Here is a 21,249-nt window from a genome sequence, read left to right on the forward strand (position 1 = left end):
CACCATACATCCGAAAGGAACATCATGAGCCTGATTATTGAAGACTTGCAAGAAGGCCACGGCAAAGAAGCCGTCAAAGGCAAAGAAATCACCGTACATTACACCGGCTGGTTGGAAGACGGTACCAAATTCGACTCCAGCCTCGACCGCCGTCAACCGCTGACCATCACTCTAGGCGTCGGCCAAGTAATTAAAGGTTGGGACGAAGGCTTCGGCGGCATGAAAGAAGGCGGCAAACGCAAGCTGACCATTCCTTCCGAAATGGGCTACGGCGCACACGGTGCCGGCGGCGTGATTCCTCCGCACGCGACTTTGATTTTTGAAGTCGAGCTGCTGAAAGTGTACGAATAAGCATTTGACGCTTCAAAAGGCCGAGGCCGTCTGAAACCCTGTTTTTCAGGTTTCAGACGGCCTGTTTTTATCAAGATTCGGTATAATGCCTGTTTTACAAACAAACCATTTCCCAAGGAACCCTCATGCTTTTACCCGAACAAGTCAAAACCCTGATTGAAGGTGTTACCCCTTGCGAACACGTCGAAGTCGAAGGCGACGGCCATCACTTCTTCGCCGTAATCGTTTCCTCCTCATTTGAAGGCAAAGCCCGCCTCGCCCGCCACCGCCTGATTAAAGACGGCCTCAAGCCGCAACTCGAAAGCAACGAATTGCACGCGCTGTCTATTTCCGTTGCCGCCACTCCGGCCGAATGGGCGGCCAAACAGGCTTAATTTGGAATCAAACAAAAAGCCGTCTGAAAACTTTTCAGACGGCCTTTTTCATACATACTGAAATTGAAGAATATTTAGTGTATTACAACCAAAAACGAATTAAACTTGGTTTAAAAGGATTGAGCCCAGTGCAATACCGAGCTCAATATTTAAGTTAACTAACCTGTCCAACTTTTGGGGGCAGATCAAAGTGCGGTCAGTTTTTGAGAGCTTTTAAAACGCTTTAAAAATTGACCGCACTTTATATAGATGTTTTAAATTATATATCCATTAACTCATAAGAAACATTTCCTGTTTCTAGCAACTCAACAAATACTCTTTTAATAAAATCAAAATCTGTTATAACTTCACTTGCTGGAAAAGGTTCTCCCATAAAATCAACCAATCTTGGAACTCCAGTAAAATCGGACTTAGACCTAATCAAAAACTCCCCGTTATCCCCGTATTCAAGTAGAGTAAATAAATATCTCTCACCATCTGATTCCATCCTTAATTCAGATAAGCCTACTTCTGGTTCAGGTATAACTTCTAATCTAACGTCAGATCTATGATTCTTTGTGCTGTTAAGCATAGATAATATTTTATCTTTACCAATCTTAGATGCCATATCCCTATCTGCCAAAGTTATCCATTCACCCTCTTCTGATTTATATGCACATGAAAAAAATAATAAGCTATTTTCCATTCTTATTTTCCTTTATTGATGTTTGCCCTTGAATCCAAGTATAAGTTTTCAGTTTGTTCTTATCATCAACAGCATGAACAGTGACCGATTTTAATCCTGCTTTTTCTGCTGCTGATGCAATGTCTTGACGACAATGCGTACATACATCACGCCCTTGGACATGGATCACCATATTTTTTCCTTTAGCCACACCTTTTTCATAAGCTTGTTGAATTGCACCTATTTCAGCATGTGCATCTCGCATATTAGCATTTGGATAAGGTGAACCGTTCTTTTGAGGTTTTTTATTTGCCACATTCTCTGCAATTAAAGTCAATTTATTAGGGTCTGAAAATCTATCCCCTTAAACAGCGCAGGCAATCGATACAAACGCCAAACCGCATTCGACAACATGCAATCGCTGTGTAAACCCTACCGGCACAACCGCCAAACTAGCCCTGCCGTTTCGGGAAAAACTGCACCACATTCTCCCCTTGCGGCAACACCAATTTCTTAACGGCATGGCCGTACACGGTTTCAAGCGTGATGTTCAGACGGCCTTCGTTGGCAAAAATCTTATCCACACATTCCTTTGCCGCTTGCGGATTGCTGAACTTCAACGCATTCCACAATCCCAAGGTTTCCATGTCCTGCCAAAACGTCCCGGCTTTTTTATAGCTCAACTCGAGCTTCGCCGTATCTGTCACCGGATCATAAAAGCCGTTGTCGGCGAGCATATCGCCCAAGTCGTGCATATCAATCAGCGTAGGCGCTTCGCATTCGATGCCTTCATGGTTCAGACGGCCTGTCAGCTCGCTCAGGCTGTCGCGGCCAAAGTGCGTGAAAAACAATAATCCGTCGGTTTTCAAGGCTGCGGCCCAGTTTTTCAAAACCGGCAAAATATCGTCGGCGCGGCTAAGGCTGAGATTGGCCCACAACATATCGACGGATGCTTCGGGCAGCGGCGCGGTCAGGGCTTGGCAATGCTGCGGGATGGTTTTGCCGGTCAGCTTCTGCCAGAAACCGCCTTTGCGCGCGGCGGCGGCGGTTTTCAAAAAATCGGCATTCGGATCGTATTCTTCAAACACAGCGTCGGGATAACGCGCGGCCAGCAGGCTGCGGCTGATGTCGGCATCGGCACCAATCAGCATGATGCGTTTGGGTGCATTGCGGACCAGCTGCAGGCGCTCGTCGGTGTCTTGGGCGAGATGGCGGTGAATCTGCCAGCGTTTGTCTTGTTCGGTCATGGTGGGTCGTGTCAGCGGGCTTTGCCCGACAATATTCTGTTTTTATGGTTAAAGGCTGTTTCAGACGGCCTTTTCGACAAAATTGCGGTAAATTTCGGCAAACTCGTCGGCATGGCTTAAAAAGGGCGCGTGTGCGGCTTTGTCGATAAGGACCAGCTCGCTGTTGCTCAAATGGCGGTGTAAATATTCGCCCATGCGCGGCGGCGTGATGGCGTCTTTCTGTCCAAACACCAGCAGTGACGGCGTTTGAATAAGCGGCAACAGCGGACGCGCGTCGGCATGGTTGACCGCTTCAAGTGCGGCCTGTAAGGCGGAAGGCGTGCCGCAGCGCGCCAAATCGGGCAGCACCCGGTTTAAGATTTCGCCCGAATGCGGCGTGTGCAACAGTTGCAGTTGTAGAAACTGTTTAATATGTTTGGCATAATCCTGCTGAAATGCGCCGACCATCTTGCCCAAGGCAGGTTGTGCCAAGCCTTCGGGATAATCCGTGTCGGCAGTCAATCGGGCAAAACTTGCCGTCAGGCAGAGCGATCGGATTTTGTCGGGATAAAGCGCGGTCAGATACAGGGCAACCAATCCGCCCAGCGACCAGCCGAGAATGTGTGCCGGCGTGTCGATTTGTCCGGCGAAGGCTTCGGCAACGGCGGCAATATCAAACGGTTCGGCAAAAGGCGCATCGCCGTGTCCGGGCAAATCAAGCGCGCGGACGTCCCAATCGGTAGGCAGGCGCGGTATCAAATCGTCGAATACATGGCGGTTCGCCGCCCAACCGTGTATCAGATAAACTTTTTTGGCGGAGTGTGGCATGAATGTTCTTTCTTGGTGGCGCAATTTGAAACGGCTCAATGCGCGACGTTGCGTATTATGCCACGATTCCGTTTCAGACGGCCTTTGCCGAGGCTGCGCAAACGATTTGACGGAATATTTTATCGACGCGGCACAAAGCTGCCCTTTGTGTTTCCGCCCTGTCGCGGGCGGGGCGGTGTGCGGCAGTTGCCAGAAAAAGCCGCCCGCATTTGATAGAATGTGGGCCTCGCTGTATTACGAACCGCCCGTCAGCAGCATGATACGCGAGCTGAAACACTTGGCCGATTTGGGCATGAGCCGTCCGTTGGCGGATTTGATGTGCCAAAACGCACCGGACTGGCTGGCGAAGGAACACTTCGATTTCGTCCTGCCCATGCCTTTGAGCAAAGAGCGGCGGCTCAAGCGCGGATTCAACCAAAGCGAGGCGTTGACGGATATTTTGGCAAAACGCTACGGCTGGACGCTGCTGCCGCGACACGCGGTTTTCAGACGGCATGGCGAGCCGCAAAGTACGCTGAAAAGCGACGAACGTCGGCGAAATATCAAGAATGCATTTAAAATCAAAGCCGAATTGCCGAAGGCGTGTAATATTCTGTTAATTGACGATGTCTTCACCACCGGCTCGACTTTGGACGAATTGGCGAAAACGCTGAAAAAATCAGGCGCAGGCCGGATTTGTTGTTGGTCTTTGGCACGGCCGCCAATGAAAAAATAGCTTAAAGTTTTTGACACCCATGGAACATTTCGGCATTATGCCACTCTATAAGTGATTGATTTATATGTTTACCATAGTTTTGTACCAACCCGAAATCCCGCCCAATACGGGCAATATCATCCGCCTGTGCGCCAATACCGGTGCTGATTTGCACTTGGTCAAGCCGCTTGGGTTTCCGCTGGATTCGTCCAAAATGAAACGCGCGGGTTTGGATTATCACGAGTTTGCCAAACTGACGGTACATGAGAATTTCGAAGACTGCCTCAAGGCACTCGAAGGCCGCCGCATTTTCGCGCTGACCACCAAAGGCTCTACCCGCCCAGACGAAGTTTCCTTCCGCGAAGGCGACGTGTTGCTGTTTGGTCCCGAAACACGCGGCCTGCCTGCCGAAGTTCTCGACAGCCTGCCTGCCGGACAAAAAATCCGCCTGCCGATGATGCCCGGCAGCAGGAGCATGAATCTTTCCAATACCGTCGCCGTGATTTTATTTGAAGCATGGCGACAAAACGGTTTTGCCGGCGGCGTATAACAGGCCGTCTGAAACCGCTGCGTTATCAACTCAAGAACGGAACCCGTTTTGACTTTTACCAAAAAAACCCTCCTTTCCTTAGCCGCCGCCACCATCGGCGTCCTTTCCATCAATGCCGCTGTTGCCGACAGCGTGGTCCGAGTCGAAAAACTGCATCCTTCTGCCAACCGCAGTTACAAAGTTGCCGGCAAACGCTACACGCCGCTGACCCAAGTTTCCTCTTTCAGCCAAACCGGCAAAGCCTCATGGTACGGCAACCAATTCCACGGCCGTAAAACTTCCAGCGGCGAGCGTTACAATATGAACGCCCTCTCCGCCGCCCACAAAACCCTCCCTATTCCCAGCTACGCACGCGTGACCAATATGCAAAACGGCAAAAGCGTCATCGTCCGTGTCAACGACCGCGGCCCTTTCCACGGCAACCGCGTCATCGATGTTTCCCGCGCCGCCGCCCAACAATTGGGTTTCATCAACCAAGGCACAGCCAACGTTAAAGTTGAACAAATCATCCCCGGCCAAACCGCCGCTCAAACCATTGTTTCCCCAAACAACAAAGAATTTTTTGTTGATTTGAAATCCTTCGGTACCCAACGCGAAGCGCAGGCTTATCTGAACCAAGCCGCACAAAGCCTGCCGTCGGACAGCAAAATCATGCTGGAAAAACGCAACTACGAATACGTTGTCAAAATGGGTCCGTTCAATAGCCAAGAACGTGCCGCCGAAGCAGGCGAACGCGCCCGTCATCTGAATCTGGTGTCCGCCATCTGATTTCGTCCGCGTTACCGTTGAAGTTTGATACAATACAAGGCCGTCTGAAACCCGATTGCAAGGTTTCAGACGGCCTTTTTTAATCACAGGGGAACACCATGATCAGCAGGCTCACAGGCAAATTGATTGAGAAAAATCCGCCGCAGGTCGTTATCGACGTCAACGGCGTCGGCTATGAAGCCGACGTTTCCATGCAGACTTTCTACAACCTGCCCCCCGTTGGCGAAACCGTCCATCTCTACACCCAGCTTGTCGTCCGCGAAGACGCGCATTTGCTGTTTGGATTCGCCTCGGCCGAGGAACGCGCCACCTTCCGCCAACTGGTCAAAGTCAGCGGCATCGGTGCCAAAACCGCATTGGGCATTTTGTCGGCCATGAATGCCGACGAGCTGGCGCAAGCCGTCGCCGAAGAAGACGTCAAACGCCTCTCCTCCGCCCCCGGCATCGGCAAGAAAACTGCCGAACGCATGGTGTTGGAACTGCGCGGCAAACTCGTGTCCCATACCGTTTCAGACGGCCTGTTTGCCCCTGATGCCGTTGCCGACGAAAGCCAAGACATCATCAACACCCTGCTTGCCCTCGGCTACAACGAGCGCGAAGCCAAAGCCGCCACCAAAGGCATTCCCAAAGGCACGGAAGTCGGCGAAGGCGTACGCCTGGCCTTGAAAAACCTGCTCAAATAAGGCCGTCTGAAACATGAAAACCGCCGTACTGAGTGCCGCCTTGCTTCTAAGCGCGTGCGTCTATACCGAGACTCCGTACGGGCGCACCGCCGTCTTAGACCTGCCCGTCCACGCGCAAACCACTGTCAACAAAACCGTGACCATCAACGCCCCGCCCGGGACGACCGTCATCTATCAAGACAGCGAACCCGTCCGCAATTACCCGGCCTATCCCGTTTATCCCCGCCGGGTTTATCGTTATCGATAAACAACGCTGACCGTTTGAAACCATAGGTTCAGACGGCCTGTTGAAAGACCAACCATGAAATACATCCTTCCCCTGCTTTTACTCCTGAGCGCCTGCACACCGGACACCAAGACCACGGATGCCGCATCCGTCCCCAAAACACACGGCTTCGCACACCGCCTGACCGAAGGCGAAAAACTGTTGACCCAAGCCCTCATCAAACAAGACCTCGCCGCCTACTTCAAACACGAAACCGGCGGCGCATTTGCCGAACAAGCCCCCTTATTCTCGGCCCAGCAACTTGCCGAACAGAAAAACATCCCCCAAAACGATGCCATCGGCGTTTACGGCAAAATCATCAAAACCCAAGGCCGCACCGCCTGGCTGCAAACCGACAAGCAAACCCTCAAACTCGATTTGGCCGAACCGCTGCAAGAAGCAGAAGGCGAAGTTACCCTCGTCTGCCAACATGAAAACACCGCCTTCCAAGACTGCCAAACAGAAGAAAACTTCGCCCGACGCTTTACCGAACAAATCTTCTCGGCTGTCGAGTCCGGACGCGTATCCGCCCAAACAGACGCACCGGCCGAAGAAATCATGGCCGGCCGCCTCATCCCGTTTTTGAGTGCCGCCAGCGACTTTACCGGCAACTTCAAAGCCTGCGCCACCACCATGACCGAATACTGCACCAGCCGCCTGGCACGCGAAATGCCCGAATCCGCAGTCCGCAAAAAAGCACAGGAATTGGGTTTGACCGAAATAGCATTTAAAAAGAAAAAATAAATATTTAGGCCGTCTGAACCCTATGGCGGCTGTGTTATAATCCGCACCTCATACAGGTCGGACAGACAGTCGCCGCGTATCGCGTAAGGCATACGGGGAGGAAAGTCCGGGCTCCACAGAGCAGAATGCCGGCTAACGGCCGGGCGCGGCAACGCGACGGAAAGTGGAACAGAAAGCAATACCGCCGATGATTGCCTTCGGGCAAAACAGGTAAGGGTGAAAAGGTGCGGTAAGAGCGCACCGTGCATTTGGTAACAAAGCGCAGCAGGCTAAACCCCATTCGGAGCAAGACCAAACAGAACGCGATGACGCTGCTCGCCGAGCGTTCGGGTAGGTTGCTTGAGCACACCAGCAATGATGTGCCTAGAGGAATGACTGTCCGCGACAGAACCCGGCTTACCGTCCGAGCTGTATGTCCCCATACCGCGGCAGGTTTTAAAAACCTGCCGCATTTTTATCGAAATAAAAAGGCCGTCTGAAACCTGAATCTTGGTTTCAGACGGCCTTTTTTTTAAACCGCTGTTTATGGACGGTATTCCGGTTTCATGCCGTTGGGCAAAAGCTGCCATACATAGCCGGTGGTTTTCATTTTGCCGGCCACTTCGCCTGCCTCGTCGCCATAGCCCCAGAAATAATCCACACGGACCGCGCCTTTGATCGCGCTGCCGGTGTCTTGCGCCATAATCAGGCGGTTGAGGGCTTTTTTGGTGATCGGATGGGCAGTGGCGACAAACAGCGGTGCGCCAAGCGTGATGTAGTGACGGTCGATGGCACCGGCGTATTCGCCCATCAACGGCGTACCCAATGCGCCCACCGGGCCGGAATCGCCGCTGCCGGTCAGCTCGCGGAAGAAGACGTAGCTTGGGTTTTGCCCCAAAACTTCGGCAAGGCGGCCGGGGTTTTGCTTCATATAGGCCTTGATGCCCTGCATGCTGGTCTGACCCAGCGGCAGATAGCCTTTGTCCGCCATATAGCGGCCGATGGAAACATACGGATGTTCGTTTTTATCGGCAAATCCGACGCGGATGTATTTGCCGGACGGCGTTTTCAGACGGCCTGAACCTTGAATGTGCATAAAGAAAAGTTCGACCGGATCATCTGCGTAACCCAAAATCGGGGCTTTGCCGTTAAGCGCGCCACCGTTGATTTGGCTGCGGGTGTAGTAAGGAACAAAACGGCTGCCTTCAAAACGGCCTTTCAGCGCGGTGCTGCGTGCTGTAATCGGGAATCTGGACAAGTCGGCCGTGTATGCGCCGCTGTTGTCGATGACACCGCTGTTTTGGCCGGTTTGGCGGATGCGGACGGTGGCTTTGCTGCCCCTCAAGTTTGCAGCCAGCGGAACGGAAACAAAATCGTTCGGAATGCCGTAAATAGGGAAACGGGATTGGCTTGTGGATTTGTCGTCGCCGTGCAGAACCGGTTCGTAATAGCCGGTAATGGTGCCGGCAGGATTGCCGCCGTTATCGACGCGCCATGCGGTGAAATAGCGCTCGAAAAAGTGCTTGGCTTGGAAATGGTGCACCGGCGTTTGCATGGCTTGGATACAAACGTCCTGCCAGCCTTGGCGGTTTTTAAGTTTTTCACAGCCTAAACGGAAAGACTGCAGGCTTTTGGTAAAGTGTTGGAGGTCCCAGTGCGGCAATTCGTTGTAGGAAACTACGGTGTAGTTTGCTCCTCCCCCACTCACTGTCGTACCGACGGGATCGGGCGTACCGGTGGGGCGGTCGGGGCCTTTGATAACGCTGGTGTCGGTTTCGGGGAGGTTTTTAATGCTTTTGCTCGGACAGGCGGCAAGAATGGCCGCGGCAATGCTGACGAGCGTAATGCGGTACAAATGTTTTTTCATGGAATCAATAGCGTGTCGAAAGGCCGTCTGAAAGCGATTTTTCAGACGGCCTATGTTGGAAAGTGCTGATTTTAACACAAAAAAGCGTTTTATCGGCGCGGCGGCAATTTGACGACAACCGTATCGGCCAGCATATCGTAGAGCGTGCGGCGGTCGCGTTTGACGGAAAAGAGCATGATGAAGTTGATGAAGGCTATAAGCAGAGAAATCAGGTTTCCACCCGTGTCACTTATTGCCAACGATACAATAGTTACCACAACACCAACGGCAAGCGCCCAAACAACTTCGCGGATTAAAACCGTTCCTTCAAAACCTGGATTATTCCCGTCACTTTTTAACACGCGTATGCCCATAATTTTTTTACCTAAAGACTGACCGTCCCGGCTCATGTAATACAGTTGGAAGATACCGAAAACCAAATAAACAGCCAAAGAAATAAAAAATGTTATGGCAAAATATTCAGGGGTATTAAAAAGAGAAGATTCCGAAACTAATTCTTTGCTTTCATCTAAAGTGAAAACTACCATCACAATGAATGGCAACCATATCAAAAAAGTAAACAGATTATTCAATAAATATGCCGCAACCCTCGCCCCCGGCGAAGCAATATGGACATCTACTATTTCTGTTTGAGGCAAATCCGACAAATTGATTTTGCTCATTTAATCTTCCTCTGTACCATTAATGAAATGCAATTTCATTGCCATCTTAACCTATTTTCCCATCATTCTAAAAATTTTCGATAAAAACCTTTACATTTTCCGCAGACGGCGTTAAAACGTTTGTTTTCCCCTTTTTTATAGTGGGTTAACAAAAATCTGAACAAAGCGGCAGGCGATGCCGTTCCGATTTTTGTTAATGCACTATAAACTTATCCGGATTTTCTTTGTAAGGAGTAACACATGAAAGTAGGTTTTGTCGGCTGGCGCGGTATGGTCGGCTCTGTTTTGATGCAGCGTATGAAAGAAGAAAACGACTTCGCCCATATTCCCGAAGCGTTTTTCTTTACCACTTCCAATGTCGGCGGTGCCGCACCTGATTTCGGTCAGGCGGCCAAAACATTGTTGGATGCCAACGATGTTGCCGAATTGGCAAAAATGGACATCATCGTAACCTGCCAAGGCGGCGATTACACCAAATCCGTGTTCCAACCCCTGCGCGACAGCGGCTGGAACGGCTACTGGGTTGACGCGGCTTCTTCCCTGCGCATGAAAGACGATGCGATTATCGTCCTCGACCCTGTCAACCGCAACGTCATCGACAACGGCCTCAAAAACGGCGTGAAAAACTACATCGGCGGCAACTGCACCGTTTCCCTGATGCTGATGGCTTTGGGCGGCCTGTTCCAAAACGATTTGGTCGAATGGGCAACCAGCATGACCTACCAAGCCGCTTCCGGCGCGGGTGCGAAAAATATGCGTGAACTCATCAGCGGCATGGGCGCGATTCACGCCCAAGTAGCGGACGAGCTTGCCGACCCTTCCAGCGCGATTCTCGACATCGACCGCAAAGTGTCCGATTTCCTGCGCAGCGAAGACTATCCGAAAGCCAACTTCGGCGTACCGCTCGCCGGCAGCCTGATTCCTTGGATTGATGTGGATTTGGGCAACGGCCAGTCCAAAGAAGAATGGAAGGGCGGCGTGGAAACCAACAAAATCCTCGGCCGCAGCGACAATCCGACCGTAATCGACGGCTTGTGCGTGCGCATCGGTTCTATGCGCTGCCACAGCCAAGCCATTACCCTGAAGCTGAAAAAAGACCTGCCCGTTTCCGAAATCGAAGCGATTTTGGCAGGCGCAAACGATTGGGTGAAAGTCATCCCCAACGAAAAAGAAGCCAGCATCCACGAGCTGACGCCTGCCAAAGTAACCGGCACGCTGTCTGTTCCCGTCGGCCGTATCCGCAAACTGGAAATGGGCGGCGAATACATCAGCGCGTTCACTGTCGGCGACCAACTCTTGTGGGGCGCTGCCGAACCTTTACGCCGTGTATTGCGCATTATCTTGGGCAGCCTGTAATTGAGGTTGGCATGAAAAAAGCAACGGTTTAGGCCGTTGCTTTTTTGGATAATAACAAGGCCGTCTGAACCTTTCAGACGGCCTTTTTCCTATTCTTTCTTACCGGCCAAACCGATTTCTTTGGTGGAATCGCCAACTTTGATTTGCGCCTTACCGGCAATTTCTTCAGCCTGCGGGCCGAAGAGTTTCAAATCGTAACGACCGTTTTCGATACCGTTCAAACTGGTTTTACCGCTGATGGCGGCTTTGCCGTTGTTATTGGCAATGCCTGCGGCAAGCAGGTCGACATTATTGTGGGAAGCCATGCTGCTGATGTTGCCGTAACCTTGTTTTTTATCGAAATCGACGGTGTATTTCAGACGGCCGCTGCGGTCGTCGCCGTTAAATGCGATACCCGAATACTGATAGCTGCCTTGTTTGGGCAAATTGCGATATGCAGTTTCATCGCCTTGGACTTCGCCGACGGTGAATGTGTATGTATCGAGGTTTTGCAGCTTGCCTGCGTCATCGGCTTTTTGTTTGGCGTAACGCGCGGCAACAGTGGAATAATTTTGTTTATACACTTGGAAGTCGCCGGTTTCCAAAGTGATAACTTGGCCGTTTACCTTGATTTTTTGGGCGTAGTCGTAAGAGGATACTTTATCGGTTTTCAAAAAGCCGGTATCGAGTTTGTCGCCTTTTTGCAGGGTTTGCGGTTTACCGTTGGCCGTCAGCTCCAACGTACCGTTTTCAGGGACGGATTCGTTCAATTCAACGGACAACACGCCTTTCGGATGCGGATTGAGCGGCTCGGTAACGGCATTCGACAAGCCGCTTGTTGCGCCGCCGCAGGCAGCCAACATCAAAGACAGGGAAGCCGTCAAAGCAGAAATGCGGAGGGTTCTCATCATTTTTTCCTTTCCTTTTTATTTGGTATGATATTTATCATATCCCTAAAAAAATGAACAATAAATGATTTTTGTCAAAATCAAGCATTTTGAATATTAATTTTATAAATATTGAAACATTTTTAGAATATCGGGTATTCAGTCTATTCAAAATCCCTTCCGCTATAATCATTTTATTTTACAAACGGATTTCATCATGCCGAAAATCACCCTTATCGCCGCTTACGCCGCCCGCCGCTGTATCGGCATCAACAACACCATGCCTTGGCATTTGCCCGAAGATTTTGCCTTTTTCAAATCCTACACCACCGGCAAACCCGTCATTATGGGCCGCAAAACATGGGAATCGCTGCCGCGCAAGCCGCTGCCCGGCCGTCAAAATATCGTCATCACCCGCCAAGATTATCAGGCCGAAGGCGCGCAAACGGCGGCTTCTTTGGAAGATGCGCTGGCTTTGTGTCAGGGGGTTGAAGAAGTCATCATCATGGGCGGCGCGCAAATTTATGCACAAGCCCTGCCGATTGCCACAGATTTGCGCTTGACCGAAGTCGGTTTGGATGTGGACGGCGATGCGTTTTTTCCTGAGTTTTCCACAGAAACATGGCAAGAAGCCTCTCGGGAAAATCATGTTTCCGCCAAAGGCATCGAATACGCGTTTGTGCATTATGTGAAGGCATAATCCGACAACGCAAAGGCCGTCTGAAACCCTGTTTTTCAGGTTTCAGACGGCCTTTTTATTTCGTTTGTTTACGGCATGCTGTTTAAGCCGTTTTGTTTTTCAAAGGCAGTTTGATATGCGGTTTGGCCGGCTTGGGCGCTTCTTTCAGTCCAAGTTCGATTTGCTGCTCTTCGCTCAACAAATTGCTCCAGTCGCCTTTTTTATACCAGTCGCGGCCGTCCAATTCGATGGGGTGTTGGATGCGTTCGCAACCGTTGCCGCATTGTAAATCGTCTTCTTTGCAGTATTTGTCGCAACCCCAGCAGATACGCTCGGGATTTTTCGGGAAAATGGGAAATTTCTTGGCCATGATGTTCTTCTTTTGTTTGTGTGCGGTATGGGCAGAATTATAAGTGATTTGAATGGGACTGGCGGCGGGTTTATCGTGTTTTACGCTGATTTTTTAAGATGTGTTAACCTTTCAGACGGCCTATACTGTAAAAACTATCCCTATTCGGTACAACAAGAGGACCCAATATGAACATATGCCGTCTGACGCCTGAATTTGTCGAGCCTTTATCCCTCGCGCTGTTTGAGGAATGGCACGATTTTGCGCCGTGGTCGTCTCTGGACAAAATCCGTGCATATTACGCGCAGTGCCTTAATGGGGATAACTTGCCGCTGGCGTTTGCGGCTGTGGATAAGGAAGGGCAGCTGATGGGTTCGGCGGCATTGAAGCGGTTTGATATGGCGTGTTTTCCCGAATACGAATATTGGCTGGGCGATGTGTTCGTTTTACCGCAATTTCGCGGTTTGGGCGTAGGCAGGCAGCTGGTTTCGTTTTGTCTGGATAAAGCACGCGAACTGGGTTTGCCGCATCTGTTTCTCTATACGCCGGATGTGCAGGCCGTGTATGAAAAGTTTGGCTGGAAAGAAATCACACAGACTTGGCACAACGGGGAAGCCGTATCCGTCATGAAATTGGATTTATAGCTTGAAAAGAATAAAAGGTCGTCTGAACATTTGGTTTCAGACGGCCTTTGTTTTTTGAATGATACAAAACTACCCTATCCGCTTAAACGGTGGCAAACAGGCCAATAATTGCTGGCCGTAGCGTTGCGTTTTGACGCGGTTGTCGAGGATGGTCACGCGGCCGTAATCCTGTTCGGTACGGATAAGGCGGCCGACGGCTTGGATCAGTTTGATGCTGGCTTCAGGCACCGTAATTTCGATAAAGGGATTGCCGCCGCGTTGTTCAATCCAACGGTTTTGGGTTTTCTCGATGGGATTGTCCGGCATCGCAAACGGCAGCTTGGCAATAATGACTTGCACGCAGGCCGTGCCGGGTAGATCGAGCCCTTCGGCAAAACTGTCGAGGCCGAAAATAATGCTGGCTTTGCCTTCGGCAATGGCTTGATGGTGCCTTTGTAAAAGAACAGCCTTGGGCAACTCGCCCTGCACAAGCAGAAGCGGCAAATATTCGTCAGGCAGGCGCAAGGCGACGTCCTGCATTTGTTTGCGCGAGGAAAACAACACCAGCGTGCCGATGGCTTCAACCGGCGAAACCAGCTTCGGCAACCATTCGACAATGGCGGCCGTGTGCGCATCAGGGTCTTTCGGGCTGGCATGAACCGGCGGAATATACAGCTCGCCTTGCGCATCGAAATTAAACGGGCTTTCCAAAGCGAGCGTGGTGGTTTCGGGCAGCCATAATAGGCCGGTTTGGCGCAAAATCAGGTTGAAGCTGCCGAGCGATTGCAGGGTGGCCGAAGTCAGCACCGCACCTGCCACGCGCCGCCACAGATTGTTGGCAAGGTGGGATGCGCTGCTGATGGGGCTGGCGTTGAAAATATAGTCGTTTTTGTCGTCGGTACGGCGGGTTATCCATTTTGCCAACGGCTCTTCGCCCTCGATAGGAACGGTGGAGAGTAAATCCCAAACCGCGCTGATTTGTTCGATACGGGCGATAAAAAGGCCAAACTCGCTGGTCAGGCGGTCGATGAGCGCGCCGTCCTGTTCTTTTTCGCGGCGTGCGGCGGAAAGCGCATCGTTCAGGCCGACAACGTGTTTGAGCAAGCTACGCGCAGCAATGGCCGTATTGGAAACTGTGGTTTCCAGGCCTTCGGGGATTTTGCCGTCTTCCCACAGCCAAGTCGGTTCGTTGTGTTTCCGTCTGTCGTTTTCAGACGACCCCAGACTTAAAGACGGCTCTTCCGCCAAATGGAACTGCCATTCGTGCAGGCTGTCGAGCAAGGATGTGGCAGCTTCGTCGGCAAGGTTGGCAAGTTCGGCTTTATCGGTCAGCGCGGCAATTTTACCGGTCAGCTGCGGCAGTTTTTCCAGCGTCCAAACGGCAATATTCCATGAATGTTCGGCGGCAAAGCGGCTGAGGGCTTTTTTGGGCAGGTGGTGCGCTTCGTCTATGCAATAGAAACTGTTTTCGGGCGCAGGCAGAATCACGCCGCCGCCCATGCTGATGTCGGCAAGCAAAAGATCGTGGTTGGCAACGACGACATCGACGGTATCCAAGACATCGCGCGCCAGGTAAAACGGGCATTCCGGACGGTTGGGACAGGCGGATTTCAGGCAGCCGTGGCGGTCGTTGGTCACTTTGAGCCAAATCGCGTCATCGATTTTTTCCGGCCAAGTGTCGCGGTCGCCATTAAAGCGGCGGGCGGAAAATTCATCGGCAATGTCGCGCAACAAGTTCAATTCTTCCGGCTTGGGTTTGCTGTCCCACAACACTTCCGGCGCTTCAAAACCAAGCAGGTTTTGCTGGGCATTGTTTTGCGTCAGTTGATAGAGTTTGTAGGGGCAAAGATAACGGCCGCGCCCTTTGGCAAGCGCAAAGGTCAGCTCCAAACCGCTTTTTTCTACCAGAAACGGCAAATCTCGGTCAACCAACTGCTCCTGCAAGGCCACCGTCGCGCTGCTGACAATCAACCGTTTGCCGCGTGTTTGCGCCATGATGCCGCCGGCCAAAAGGTAGGCCAACGATTTACCCACGCCGGTCGGCCCTTCGATCACAGCAATGCTCTCACCCTCGCGTTTGGGCGCTTCTTCGCCTTCTTCACGCGTCAACGTCCGCGAAAAAGCGTTGGCAATCGCCGCAATCATTTCCCGTTGCGAAGCGCGCGGACGGAAACCGGGCAGGTTTTTGCCGATGTTTTGGTAATGGTCGCGGATGGCGTTTTTTTCTAAATCGGTGAGCATTGAGGCCGTCTGAATGGGTTTGCAAGAATAGCGTATTTTAGCATTTTTACCTTCATGAAGCCTTCGTAAAGTCTTACTCTATTTTAGGGTTTGGCATTTTGATGGCGATGGACGAACCGAAAAACCATAACCGGTTTTAACCAAGCAAAAGGCCGTCTGAAACTTTAGCCGCACTGATGCAGAGGCACCCACAATTTTTGCTTCTCGGATTTGTTTTTCTCGTAGCGGTTCCACGCTTTTTCATGAAAATAAAAGACGACGGTATTGACGATGGGTTCGACCAAAGCCACCGCACTGGAAACACCGATACTGCCGGTCAGAATATAGGCGACACTAAATGCGACGCTGAAATGCAAAATAGCAAATGTAATGGTTTTAATCATTTTATTTTCCTGATACATTGATGTTTTAATAGCTACATAATAATTATTATCAACTGAATCGTATATTTTAAATCCTTTATCTTTATTTAGATTTTATAAATCGATATTTTATTTTTGATAGGAATTTTATGAATCCGCTCCAAATTGTCGTCCTCGACCGCGATACCCTCGTCAACCGCCCGTTTGAATTTGATTTCCCACATACATTAAGCAGCTACGGCACAACCGAAGCGCACGAAACGCTGGCGCGTATCCACGGCGCGGACATTGTGATTACCAATAAAGTCGTGATTTCCGCCCAAGCCTTTGCCGAAAATCCACAACTCAAGCTGGTTGCCGTTACCGCGACCGGCGTCAACAATGTGGACGTTGAGGCCGCCAAACAAAACGGCACGGCAGTGTGCAATATCCGCGCTTACGGCAATGAATCCGTGGCGGAACACGCGTTTATGATGATGATTACCCTGATGCGCAACCTGCCTGCCTATCAGCGCGACGTTGCGGCAGGCTTGTGGGAAAACTCGCCGTTTTTCTGCCACCTCGGCGCACCGATGCGCGATCTAAACGGTAAAACGCTGGCGATTTTCGGTCGCGGCAATATCGGTAAAACGCTGGCAACTTATGCACAGGCTTTCAAAATGAATGTCGTGTTCGCCGAACATAAAAATGCCCAAAGCGTCCGCGACGGCTATGTTTCCTTTGACGAAGCCATCCGCTCCGCCGATGTCGTGTCGCTTAATTGTCCGCTTACGCCGCAAACGGCAAACATGATAGGCGAAGCCGAATTGCAACAAATGAAACCCGGCGCCATCCTCATCAACTGCGGGCGCGGCGGCTTGGTCGATGAAGCCGCTTTGGTTGCGGCGTTGAAATACGGCCAAATCGGCGGGGCAGGTTTTGACGTGTTGACACAAGAGCCGCCGCGCGACGGCAACCCTCTGCTGAAAACCCGACTGCCCAACCTCATCGTCACGCCACACATCGCATGGGCAAGCCAAGAGGCCGCCAACCGTCTGTTTGACATCCTTTTGGACAACATCAACCGCTTCGTGGCCGGCAATCCGCAAAATCTGGTTTAATCTATGGAAAACCTGTTGATAAGGTTGTGAACAATTTTAAAGGCCGTCTGAGATATTCAGACGGTCTTTATTAATCTTTATTTATTTCATAAAGTTATCTATAAAATACTATAAATTGTTTCATTCTTCATTGTGGATAACCCTATAAAAAGGCCGTCTGAAATACTCAGACGGCCTTTTGTTTGCCTGGGCAAATTAAATATCGTATGTGGTTGAAGCGGTATCGCCACCCTTGCCTGTCCAGTTGGTATGGAAGAACTCGCCGCGCGGTTTGTCGGTACGCTCGTAAGTGTGCGCGCCGAAGTAGTCGCGTTGCGCTTGCAGCAGGTTGGCCGGCAGGCGCGCGGAAGTGTAACCGTCAAGGAAGGTAATGGCGGAAGCCATGCAAGGCATCGGAATGCCACATTCGATGGCTTTGGCAACGACTTTGCGCCATGCAGGCAGACAGGTTTCCAATACGCCTTTGAAATAAGGATCGGAACCCAAGAAGACCAAATCAGGATTGGCTTCGTATGCGTCGCGGATGTTGCCCAAGAACACGCTGCGGATAATGCAGCCTTCGCGCCACAGAAGGGCGGTGTTGCCGTAATTCAATGCCCAATCGTTGTTTTCGCTGGCTTCGCGGATGAGCATGAAGCCTTGTGCATAGGAAATAATTTTGGATGCCAACAGGGCTTGGCGCAACGCATCCACCCATGCGGCTTTGTCGCCTTCAATCGGGGTAATGGTTTTGCCAAACAGGCTGTTTGCTTGGACGCGTTGGTCTTTAAACGCGGATACGCAACGTGCAAACACGGCTTCGGAAATCAGCGTCAGCGGGATGCCCAAATCGAGGGCATTGATGCCGGTCCATTTGCCTGTGCCTTTTTGACCGGCGGTATCAAGGATTTTTTCGACCAAAGGTTCGCCGTTTTCATCTTTGTAGCCCAAAATCGCGGCTGTGATTTCAATCAGGTAGGAATCCAGCTCAGTTTTATTCCACTCGTTGAAGATTTGGTGCATTTCGTCATAAGACAGGCCCAAGCCGTCTTTCATGAATTGGTAGGCTTCGCAAATCAACTGCATATCGCCGTATTCGATGCCGTTGTGCACCATTTTGACGAAATGGCCCGCGCCGTCGCGGCCAACCCAGTCGCAGCAGGGTTCGCCTTGCGGGGTTTTGGCGGCAATGGCTTGGAAGATGGGTTTGACGGCAGGCCATGCGGCTTCGTCGCCGCCAGGCATGATAGACGGGCCGTGACGCGCGCCTTCTTCGCCACCGGAAACGCCCGCGCCGATAAAGCGGATGCCTTTTGCCGCCAGCTCGTGTGTGCGGCGGGTGGAATCGGGATAATTGGCATTGCCGCCGTCAATAATAATGTCGCCTTCGTCCAAAAACGGAACAAGTTGTTCGATAAAATCGTCCACGACAGAACCGGCACGTACCATCATCATGATTTTGCGCGGTTTTTCTAATTTATCAACCAGATCTTGCAGTGAATATGCGCCGATAATATTGGTATTTTTGGCTGCGCCGTTTAAAAAATCATCTACTTTGCTGGTAGTACGGTTGTATGCGACAACTTTAAAGCCGTTGTCGTTCATGTTGAGAATCAGGTTTTGCCCCATTACGGCAAGGCCGATTACGCCAATGTCGCCTTTCATTTCGTGAAACTCCGTTATTGATTAATTTTATCAAGCGTAACTCTAGCTGATTTACACGTTTTTAACAATCCTTAACTTTTTAATTTTTTGAAAAGATGCCTTTACGTTTCAGACGGCCTTTCCCTTTGGGAAAACAAACTATAAATTAGATTTTAAATAATAAACAGAAGATGATATTGAGTGCTGCCACAGCTTGTTGATAACTTTGATTAAAACAATTTTTCAAATACTTAGCTGATATTTTTTGATGAGGATAAAGTATGGTCGGCCTTGTTTGCATATGTGGATAAAAATTTTCTGCCGCTTTGTTCTGTGAATAATTTTTTGCCTGTGCACAATCTTAGCTTGTTTTATACTTTTCCAATCGGAACTGATTGAGTAGGGAAATAGTCAAATGGTTTTTTATTTTTGAATATTTTCATATTTCCTCTTGTTCAAGTTGGGAAAAGGTCGTCTGAAAATATTTAAATTTATGGAGTGAATATGAAATTTTCCTTTGGTATTAAATTATTACCTGTTTTGGTCTTGGCCGCTTGTGCGCAACAGCCGGTTCAAAAGCCTCAAGTTGCCCTGCCTTCTGTATCTGTGGATAACCATGCGCCGGAACAAGGGACGGGGCTGACCGAACAGAAATTGATCCGTGCCAAGCATTATATGGCGGCGTCTGCTAATCCGTTGGCAACCGAGGCGGGATACGAGGTTTTGAAACGCGGCGGCAGCGCGATAGATGCGATGATCGCCATGCAGACGACCTTAGGTCTGACCGAACCGCAGTCTTCCGGTTTGGGCGGCGGCGCGTTTTTGGTGTATTGGGACAATAAGGCGAAAAAACTGACGACGTTTGATGCCCGCGAAACGGCGCCGAAAGCGGCAACGCCGGCGCTTTTCTTGGATGAAAACGGCAAGCCGATGGGCTTTATGAACGCAGTGGTCGGCGGCCGTTCGGTCGGTGTGCCGGGGATTCCGAAGCTGCTGGAAGATGTCCACAAGCGTTACGGCAAATTGCCGTGGGCAAGCCTGTTTGACAAACCGATTGCTTTGGCGGAACAAGGCTTTACCGTTTCACCGCGTATGGCGAAATCCATCGAGCAGAATTTGGAGCCGTTGAAACGCTATCCGCAAACCGCCGCATATTTCCTGCCCGACGGCAAGCCTTTGGCAGCGGGAACAGTGTTGAAAAACCCTGAATTTTCCCGCTCCGTGCGCCTGTTGGCGGAAAAAGGCAGCGCGCCGTTTTATCAGGGGGCGCAGGCGCAGAATATTGTCCGTGCCGTTACCGGTGCTGTGGATAATCCCGGCAAAATCAGCATGGCGGATTTGAAAAACTACCGCGTTATCGAGCGCGAACCGGTTTGTGCGCCGTATCGTGAATACGAAGTCTGCGGCATGGGCGCGCCAAGTTCGGGTGCGATTGCTTTGGGCGAGATTTTGGGCGTATTGCAGAATCAGGATATGAAGGCGTTGGGCGCGGAAAATATCCACAGTTGGCGCTGGATAGGCGATGCGTCGCGGATTGCTTTTGCCGACCGCGATTATTATGTCGGCGATCCCGCGTTTGTCAACGTTCCGACCCGCGCCCTGATTTCTCAGGCTTACCTGAAACCGCGCGCCGAAGAAATCCGCCAATCCGACAAGGCGTTGGAAAACATTCAGGCGGGTCAATTCGGTAAGGCATACGCGCAGGGCATGGCGGTCGAGCTGCCGTCCACCAGCCATTTGGTGGTTGTGGATAAAGACGGCAACGTCGTGTCGATGACGACTTCGATTGAAAACGCGTTCGGCTCGGGACTGATGGCAAACGGCTATCTGCTTAACAATGAATTGACCGATTTTGCTTTCAACCCTGTCGGTGCGGACGGTAAAACGGTGGCAAACAGCGTGGCGGGCGGCAAACGGCCGCGTTCTTCAATGGCGCCAACCATTGTAATGAAAGACGGCAAACCTTATTTGGCAGTCGGTTCGCCCGGTGGCAGCCGCATCATCGGCTTCGTTGCCAAAACGCTGGTGGCGCATATCGACTGGGGCATGGATATTCAGGCGGCAATCTCCCTGCCGAATATGCTCAACCGCGGCAGCCAATATGAAATCGAGGAAAAAACCGCAGCGGCGGACAAAGCGCCAGCATTGGAAAAACTGGGCTATAAAGTCCAAATCCGCGATTTGAATTCCGGCGTACAAGGCATTGTAATCGGCAAAGACGGTTTGCTTGGTGGCGCTGACCCGCGTCGCGAAGGCAAGGTTATGGGCGATTGATATTGTCGGTTTGACATGAAAAAGGCCGTCTGAACTTGGTTTCAGACGGCCTTTTTAGTTTGGGAAAATATATGGATAAGATGTGTATAAGAATAACGTTAAATTTTAATATTTTATTTTT

25 protein-coding genes and 1 other RNA gene are annotated in these 21,249 nt (G+C 50.9%); 15 read left to right on the forward strand and 11 right to left on the reverse strand.

Translation table 11 applies throughout. The annotated features are described in order from the left end of the window. Positions 1 to 21: 21 nt before the first annotated feature. The 3 genes from HMPREF2596_RS00445 to HMPREF2596_RS10785 all read left to right on the forward strand — a co-directional run bounded on the left by HMPREF2596_RS00445 (position 22) and on the right by HMPREF2596_RS10785 (position 883). The gene (locus HMPREF2596_RS00445) at positions 22 to 351 is read left to right on the forward strand and encodes an FKBP-type peptidyl-prolyl cis-trans isomerase (protein ID WP_094192864.1); all 330 of its coding nucleotides are present in this window, start codon (positions 22 to 24) and stop codon (positions 349 to 351) included. Between the two features lie 125 nt (positions 352 to 476). Further along, on the forward strand, positions 477 to 725 hold the full coding sequence (locus tag HMPREF2596_RS00450) for a BolA family protein (protein ID WP_003686612.1): 249 nt from the start codon (positions 477 to 479) through the stop codon (positions 723 to 725). Beyond that, positions 704 to 883 carry an IS3 family transposase gene (locus tag HMPREF2596_RS10785; protein ID WP_083324959.1) on the forward strand — a complete coding sequence of 60 codons (180 nt, stop codon included), beginning with the start codon at positions 704 to 706 and terminating at the stop codon, positions 881 to 883. The genes HMPREF2596_RS00450 and HMPREF2596_RS10785 overlap by 22 nt, the downstream gene beginning before the upstream one ends. Before the next feature lie 101 nt (positions 884 to 984). On the opposite strand, the gene HMPREF2596_RS00455 is transcribed toward HMPREF2596_RS10785, so the two are convergent. The 4 genes from HMPREF2596_RS00455 to bioH all read right to left on the reverse strand — a co-directional run bounded on the left by HMPREF2596_RS00455 (position 985) and on the right by bioH (position 3,443). Next, a complete protein-coding gene (locus HMPREF2596_RS00455; RefSeq protein ID WP_197049997.1) occupies positions 985 to 1,410 on the reverse strand; it encodes a DUF6911 family protein in 426 nt (141 codons plus the stop codon). Continuing rightward, complete coding sequence (locus HMPREF2596_RS00460; RefSeq protein ID WP_141762661.1) at positions 1,400 to 1,726, reverse strand: cytidine deaminase-like fold-containing protein; 327 nt, start codon at positions 1,724 to 1,726, stop codon at positions 1,400 to 1,402. The genes HMPREF2596_RS00455 and HMPREF2596_RS00460 overlap by 11 nt, the downstream gene beginning before the upstream one ends. A gap of 115 nt (positions 1,727 to 1,841) precedes the next feature. Continuing rightward, the gene (locus tag HMPREF2596_RS00465; protein WP_070848857.1) at positions 1,842 to 2,636 is read right to left on the reverse strand and encodes a class I SAM-dependent methyltransferase; all 795 of its coding nucleotides are present in this window, start codon (positions 2,634 to 2,636) and stop codon (positions 1,842 to 1,844) included. 60 nt (positions 2,637 to 2,696) lie between these two features. Further along, the gene (bioH, locus tag HMPREF2596_RS00470) at positions 2,697 to 3,443 is read right to left on the reverse strand and encodes a pimeloyl-ACP methyl ester esterase BioH (RefSeq protein WP_070848859.1); all 747 of its coding nucleotides are present in this window, start codon (positions 3,441 to 3,443) and stop codon (positions 2,697 to 2,699) included. Here bioH and HMPREF2596_RS00475 point away from each other — a divergent pair. The 7 genes from HMPREF2596_RS00475 to rnpB all read left to right on the forward strand — a co-directional run bounded on the left by HMPREF2596_RS00475 (position 3,442) and on the right by rnpB (position 7,562). After that, positions 3,442 to 4,158 carry a ComF family protein gene (locus tag HMPREF2596_RS00475; protein ID WP_070848861.1) on the forward strand — a complete coding sequence of 239 codons (717 nt, stop codon included), beginning with the start codon at positions 3,442 to 3,444 and terminating at the stop codon, positions 4,156 to 4,158. The two genes, bioH and HMPREF2596_RS00475, sit on opposite strands and share 2 nt — an antisense overlap. A 64-nt stretch (positions 4,159 to 4,222) precedes the next feature. Next, positions 4,223 to 4,687: a tRNA (uridine(34)/cytosine(34)/5-carboxymethylaminomethyluridine(34)-2'-O)-methyltransferase TrmL gene (trmL, locus tag HMPREF2596_RS00480; RefSeq protein ID WP_049335654.1), complete on the forward strand. Its 465-nt coding sequence runs from the start codon at positions 4,223 to 4,225 to the stop codon at positions 4,685 to 4,687. 48 nt (positions 4,688 to 4,735) lie between these two features. Next, entirely contained in the window at positions 4,736 to 5,455 is a 720-nt protein-coding gene (locus HMPREF2596_RS00485; protein WP_070848863.1) for a septal ring lytic transglycosylase RlpA family protein, read from the forward strand. A gap of 98 nt (positions 5,456 to 5,553) precedes the next feature. Further along, a complete protein-coding gene (ruvA, locus tag HMPREF2596_RS00490) occupies positions 5,554 to 6,138 on the forward strand; it encodes a Holliday junction branch migration protein RuvA (RefSeq protein ID WP_049322986.1) in 585 nt (194 codons plus the stop codon). A 13-nt stretch (positions 6,139 to 6,151) separates the two neighbouring features. Beyond that, positions 6,152 to 6,385, forward strand: coding sequence for a hypothetical protein (locus HMPREF2596_RS00495; RefSeq protein ID WP_049322987.1), 234 nt, complete (start codon positions 6,152 to 6,154; stop codon positions 6,383 to 6,385). 54 nt (positions 6,386 to 6,439) lie between these two features. After that, positions 6,440 to 7,147, forward strand: coding sequence for a hypothetical protein (locus HMPREF2596_RS00500; protein ID WP_070848865.1), 708 nt, complete (start codon positions 6,440 to 6,442; stop codon positions 7,145 to 7,147). A 53-nt stretch (positions 7,148 to 7,200) separates the two neighbouring features. Continuing rightward, positions 7,201 to 7,562, forward strand: an RNA gene (rnpB, locus tag HMPREF2596_RS00505) — RNase P RNA component class A. 108 nt (positions 7,563 to 7,670) lie between these two features. Here rnpB and HMPREF2596_RS00510 read toward each other — a convergent pair. Together HMPREF2596_RS00510 and HMPREF2596_RS00515 are read right to left on the reverse strand one after the other, a co-directional pair. Further along, a complete protein-coding gene (locus HMPREF2596_RS00510) occupies positions 7,671 to 8,993 on the reverse strand; it encodes a murein transglycosylase A (protein ID WP_070848867.1) in 1,323 nt (440 codons plus the stop codon). An 89-nt stretch (positions 8,994 to 9,082) separates the two neighbouring features. Next, complete coding sequence (locus tag HMPREF2596_RS00515) at positions 9,083 to 9,655, reverse strand: RDD family protein (RefSeq protein WP_036492463.1); 573 nt, start codon at positions 9,653 to 9,655, stop codon at positions 9,083 to 9,085. Between the two features lie 240 nt (positions 9,656 to 9,895). Between HMPREF2596_RS00515 and asd the strand changes: the two genes are divergently transcribed. Then, positions 9,896 to 11,011: an aspartate-semialdehyde dehydrogenase gene (gene asd / locus HMPREF2596_RS00520; RefSeq protein ID WP_049333106.1), complete on the forward strand. Its 1,116-nt coding sequence runs from the start codon at positions 9,896 to 9,898 to the stop codon at positions 11,009 to 11,011. An 89-nt stretch (positions 11,012 to 11,100) separates the two neighbouring features. Here asd and HMPREF2596_RS00525 read toward each other — a convergent pair whose 3' ends face one another. After that, the gene (locus HMPREF2596_RS00525; protein ID WP_070848869.1) at positions 11,101 to 11,898 is read right to left on the reverse strand and encodes a factor H-binding protein; all 798 of its coding nucleotides are present in this window, start codon (positions 11,896 to 11,898) and stop codon (positions 11,101 to 11,103) included. A 196-nt stretch (positions 11,899 to 12,094) separates the two neighbouring features. Between HMPREF2596_RS00525 and HMPREF2596_RS00530 the strand changes: the two genes are divergently transcribed. Then, positions 12,095 to 12,577, forward strand: coding sequence for a dihydrofolate reductase (locus HMPREF2596_RS00530; RefSeq protein ID WP_049349171.1), 483 nt, complete (start codon positions 12,095 to 12,097; stop codon positions 12,575 to 12,577). Positions 12,578 to 12,659: 82 nt separating this feature from the next. Here HMPREF2596_RS00530 and HMPREF2596_RS00535 read toward each other — a convergent pair whose 3' ends face one another. Then, a complete protein-coding gene (locus HMPREF2596_RS00535; RefSeq protein ID WP_003686685.1) occupies positions 12,660 to 12,926 on the reverse strand; it encodes a DUF3079 domain-containing protein in 267 nt (88 codons plus the stop codon). A 167-nt stretch (positions 12,927 to 13,093) separates the two neighbouring features. Between HMPREF2596_RS00535 and HMPREF2596_RS00540 the strand changes: the two genes are divergently transcribed. After that, positions 13,094 to 13,549, forward strand: a complete 456-nt coding sequence (locus HMPREF2596_RS00540) for a GNAT family N-acetyltransferase (protein ID WP_070848871.1) — start codon at positions 13,094 to 13,096, stop codon at positions 13,547 to 13,549. Between the two features lie 69 nt (positions 13,550 to 13,618). Here the strand turns inward: HMPREF2596_RS00540 and dinG are convergent, their stop codons facing one another. After that, entirely contained in the window at positions 13,619 to 15,769 is a 2,151-nt protein-coding gene (gene dinG / locus HMPREF2596_RS00545; protein ID WP_070848873.1) for an ATP-dependent DNA helicase DinG, read from the reverse strand. Between the two features lie 164 nt (positions 15,770 to 15,933). Next, positions 15,934 to 16,152, reverse strand: a complete 219-nt coding sequence (locus HMPREF2596_RS00550; RefSeq protein ID WP_070826381.1) for a DUF2061 domain-containing protein — start codon at positions 16,150 to 16,152, stop codon at positions 15,934 to 15,936. 128 nt (positions 16,153 to 16,280) lie between these two features. Here HMPREF2596_RS00550 and HMPREF2596_RS00555 point away from each other — a divergent pair, with 128 nt between their 5' ends. Continuing rightward, a complete protein-coding gene (locus HMPREF2596_RS00555; RefSeq protein ID WP_070848875.1) occupies positions 16,281 to 17,231 on the forward strand; it encodes a D-2-hydroxyacid dehydrogenase in 951 nt (316 codons plus the stop codon). Between the two features lie 195 nt (positions 17,232 to 17,426). Here the strand turns inward: HMPREF2596_RS00555 and gnd are convergent, their stop codons facing one another. Next, positions 17,427 to 18,875: a decarboxylating NADP(+)-dependent phosphogluconate dehydrogenase gene (gene gnd, locus HMPREF2596_RS00560; protein ID WP_070848877.1), complete on the reverse strand. Its 1,449-nt coding sequence runs from the start codon at positions 18,873 to 18,875 to the stop codon at positions 17,427 to 17,429. Positions 18,876 to 19,358: 483 nt separating this feature from the next. Between gnd and ggt the strand changes: the two genes are divergently transcribed. Beyond that, complete coding sequence (gene ggt, locus HMPREF2596_RS00565) at positions 19,359 to 21,128, forward strand: gamma-glutamyltransferase (protein ID WP_070848880.1); 1,770 nt, start codon at positions 19,359 to 19,361, stop codon at positions 21,126 to 21,128. The last annotated feature ends 121 nt before the right edge of the window (positions 21,129 to 21,249 follow it).

The sequence above is a fragment of the Neisseria sp. HMSC078C12 genome (assembly GCF_001838065.1).
Lineage (GTDB): Bacteria > Pseudomonadota > Gammaproteobacteria > Burkholderiales > Neisseriaceae > Neisseria.

What these genes read in the sequence shown, in the direction of transcription:
- HMPREF2596_RS00450 (WP_003686612.1), top strand. Translation starts at nt 477, where the DNA reads ATGCTTTTACCCGAACAAGTCAAAACCCTGATTGAAGGTGTTACCCCT.
- HMPREF2596_RS10785 (WP_083324959.1), top strand. Translation starts at nt 704, where the DNA reads ATGGGCGGCCAAACAGGCTTAATTTGGAATCAAACAAAAAGCCGTCTG.
- HMPREF2596_RS00455 (WP_197049997.1), bottom strand. Translation starts at nt 1,410, where the DNA reads ATGGAAAATAGCTTATTATTTTTTTCATGTGCATATAAATCAGAAGAG.
- HMPREF2596_RS00465 (WP_070848857.1), bottom strand. Translation starts at nt 2,636, where the DNA reads ATGACCGAACAAGACAAACGCTGGCAGATTCACCGCCATCTCGCCCAA.
- HMPREF2596_RS00475 (WP_070848861.1), top strand. Translation starts at nt 3,442, where the DNA reads ATGAATGTTCTTTCTTGGTGGCGCAATTTGAAACGGCTCAATGCGCGA.
- bioH (WP_070848859.1), bottom strand. Translation starts at nt 3,443, where the DNA reads ATGCCACACTCCGCCAAAAAAGTTTATCTGATACACGGTTGGGCGGCG.
- trmL (WP_049335654.1), top strand. Translation starts at nt 4,223, where the DNA reads ATGTTTACCATAGTTTTGTACCAACCCGAAATCCCGCCCAATACGGGC.
- ruvA (WP_049322986.1), top strand. Translation starts at nt 5,554, where the DNA reads ATGATCAGCAGGCTCACAGGCAAATTGATTGAGAAAAATCCGCCGCAG.
- HMPREF2596_RS00495 (WP_049322987.1), top strand. Translation starts at nt 6,152, where the DNA reads ATGAAAACCGCCGTACTGAGTGCCGCCTTGCTTCTAAGCGCGTGCGTC.
- HMPREF2596_RS00500 (WP_070848865.1), top strand. Translation starts at nt 6,440, where the DNA reads ATGAAATACATCCTTCCCCTGCTTTTACTCCTGAGCGCCTGCACACCG.
- HMPREF2596_RS00510 (WP_070848867.1), bottom strand. Translation starts at nt 8,993, where the DNA reads ATGAAAAAACATTTGTACCGCATTACGCTCGTCAGCATTGCCGCGGCC.
- HMPREF2596_RS00515 (WP_036492463.1), bottom strand. Translation starts at nt 9,655, where the DNA reads ATGAGCAAAATCAATTTGTCGGATTTGCCTCAAACAGAAATAGTAGAT.
- asd (WP_049333106.1), top strand. Translation starts at nt 9,896, where the DNA reads ATGAAAGTAGGTTTTGTCGGCTGGCGCGGTATGGTCGGCTCTGTTTTG.
- HMPREF2596_RS00525 (WP_070848869.1), bottom strand. Translation starts at nt 11,898, where the DNA reads ATGAGAACCCTCCGCATTTCTGCTTTGACGGCTTCCCTGTCTTTGATG.
- HMPREF2596_RS00530 (WP_049349171.1), top strand. Translation starts at nt 12,095, where the DNA reads ATGCCGAAAATCACCCTTATCGCCGCTTACGCCGCCCGCCGCTGTATC.
- HMPREF2596_RS00535 (WP_003686685.1), bottom strand. Translation starts at nt 12,926, where the DNA reads ATGGCCAAGAAATTTCCCATTTTCCCGAAAAATCCCGAGCGTATCTGC.
- HMPREF2596_RS00540 (WP_070848871.1), top strand. Translation starts at nt 13,094, where the DNA reads ATGAACATATGCCGTCTGACGCCTGAATTTGTCGAGCCTTTATCCCTC.
- dinG (WP_070848873.1), bottom strand. Translation starts at nt 15,769, where the DNA reads ATGCTCACCGATTTAGAAAAAAACGCCATCCGCGACCATTACCAAAAC.
- HMPREF2596_RS00550 (WP_070826381.1), bottom strand. Translation starts at nt 16,152, where the DNA reads ATGATTAAAACCATTACATTTGCTATTTTGCATTTCAGCGTCGCATTT.
- HMPREF2596_RS00555 (WP_070848875.1), top strand. Translation starts at nt 16,281, where the DNA reads ATGAATCCGCTCCAAATTGTCGTCCTCGACCGCGATACCCTCGTCAAC.
- gnd (WP_070848877.1), bottom strand. Translation starts at nt 18,875, where the DNA reads ATGAAAGGCGACATTGGCGTAATCGGCCTTGCCGTAATGGGGCAAAAC.
- ggt (WP_070848880.1), top strand. Translation starts at nt 19,359, where the DNA reads ATGAAATTTTCCTTTGGTATTAAATTATTACCTGTTTTGGTCTTGGCC.